The organism is Vibrio sp. M260118 (genome assembly GCF_036533755.1).
Lineage (GTDB): Bacteria > Pseudomonadota > Gammaproteobacteria > Enterobacterales > Vibrionaceae > Vibrio.
The window spans coordinates 1-1959 of sequence record NZ_JATABG010000509.1 but is presented as its reverse complement, the minus strand read 5'-3'; the positions used below and the strand labels follow the sequence as shown (position 1 = coordinate 1959).

Here is a 1959-nt window from a genome sequence, read left to right as displayed (position 1 = left end):
AGTCTTCCCTTGTTATTGTGTAGCCAGAATGCCGCAAAACTTCCATGCCTAAGCGAACTGTTGAGAGTACGTTTCGATTTCTGACTGTGTTAGCCTGGAAGTGCTTGTCCCAACCTTGTTTCTGAGCATGAACGCCCGCAAGCCAACATGTTAGTTGAAGCATCAGGGCGATTAGCAGCATGATATCAAAACGCTCTGAGCTGCTCGTTCGGCTATGGCGTAGGCCTAGTCCGTAGGCAGGACTTTTCAAGTCTCGGAAGGTTTCTTCAATCTGCATTCGCTTCGAATAGATATTAACAAGTTGTTTGGGTGTTCGAATTTCAACAGGTAAGTTAGTTGCTAGAACCCATGGCTCCTTTGCCGACGCTGAGTAGATTTTAGGTGACGGGTGGTGACAATGAGTCCGTGTCGAGCGCTGATTTTTTCGGCCTTTAGAGCGAGATTTATACAATAGAATTTGGCATGAGATTGGATTGCTTTTAGTCAGCCTCTTATAGCCTAAAGTCTTTGAGTGACTAGATGACATATCATGTAAGTTGCTGATAGGTTTCCAGTTTTCCGCTCCTAGGTCTGCATATTGTACTTTTCCTCTTACTCGACTTAACCAGTACCAACCCAGCTTCTCAACGGATTTATACCATGGCACTTTAAAGCCAGCATCACTGACAATGAGCGGTGTGGTGTTACTCGGTAGAATGCTCGCAAGGTCGGCTAGAAATTGGTCATGAGCTTTCTTTGAACATTGCTCTGAAAGCGGGAACGCTTTCTCATAAAGAGTAACAGAACGACCGTGTAGTGCGACTGAAGCTCGCAATACCATAAGCCGTTTTTGCTCACGGATATCAGACCAGTCAACAAGTACAATGGGCATCGTATTGCCCGAACAGATAAAGCTAGCATGCCAACGGTATACAGCGAGTCGCTCTTTGTGGAGGTGACGATTACCTAACAATCGGTCGATTCGTTTGATGTTATGTTTTGTTCTCGCTTTGGTTGGCAGGTTACGGCCAAGTTCGGTAAGAGTGAGAGTTTTACAGTCAAGTAAGGCGTGGCAAGCCAACGTTAAGCTGTTGAGTCGTTTTAAGTGTAATTCGGGGCAGAATTGGTAAAGAGAGTCGTGTAAAATATCGAGTTCGCACATTTTGTTGTCTGATTATTGATTTTTGGCGAAACCATTTGATCATATGACAAGATGTGTATCTACCTTAACTTAATGATTTTGATAAAAATCATTAGGGGATTCATCAGAGCATAGCTTCTTCTAGAACGTTGGGGCTTGCGCCTTCAAGTGTGTACTCAAATGCATCTATTTTTTCTTGGACATCTTGCCTTGCATCTGGATAACGATCTAAAGCCTCCTTTAATACATCAATGAATGAGATCAGTTTGTAGATATCATCAGGAGCATCTACAGATTTGGCTGACTTACATTTATGACACATATCAAATTCTGAGCACGGCAGATCTTGTCGCATGGCCTTGTTAGTTGCACGTTGAGTATTTTTACCTTCTTTTAAGTCTTGTTTTCCGTTGCATGCCACACCATTGGGGTTGGTTATAATTTTATTTTTCAACCATTCGTCATGCGTAAGCATATCGATATATAGCTTTTTTTTAACTTGCTCTTTTGCCTGCTTAAGAGAGTGTCCTTGCGCTAGTCTTTCAAATATTTGTATAGCTTGAGATAGAATGATTTTATTTGTTTCGGGGTGGCCGTTAGCATAGTGCTTTTCCAGTGTTGCTAATGTGTTTTGCAACAGGTGTTTCAAGTGTGAAAGGTTATTTTCCCGATACTCTTGTAATGACGTAGAGAAGTGGACCCCGATGGTTGGACACATAAGCTAATTTCTTAAGTGGTTGATCTTGCTCATGCAGCGTATCTTTGTCTGCCGAAGTAGACTTCATCAGGAGTGAGGTCATTGAGTCCTTGATGATTACGCTCTTCATTATAAAACACCA

At 42.4% G+C, this 1959-nt stretch carries 2 protein-coding genes; both read right to left on the bottom strand.

Annotation, left to right across the window (positions count from 1 at the left end):
• A partial coding sequence (locus QTO00_RS18960) for an IS4-like element ISVsa5 family transposase (protein WP_001443860.1) occupies positions 1–1141 on the bottom strand: 1141 nt, incomplete at its 3' end.
• A gap of 103 nt (positions 1142–1244) precedes the next feature.
• Positions 1245–1838 (bottom strand): hypothetical protein, encoded by a 594-nt coding sequence (locus tag QTO00_RS18955; protein ID WP_331426142.1) that lies wholly within the window; start codon positions 1836–1838, stop codon positions 1245–1247.
• Positions 1839–1959 lie beyond the last annotated feature (121 nt).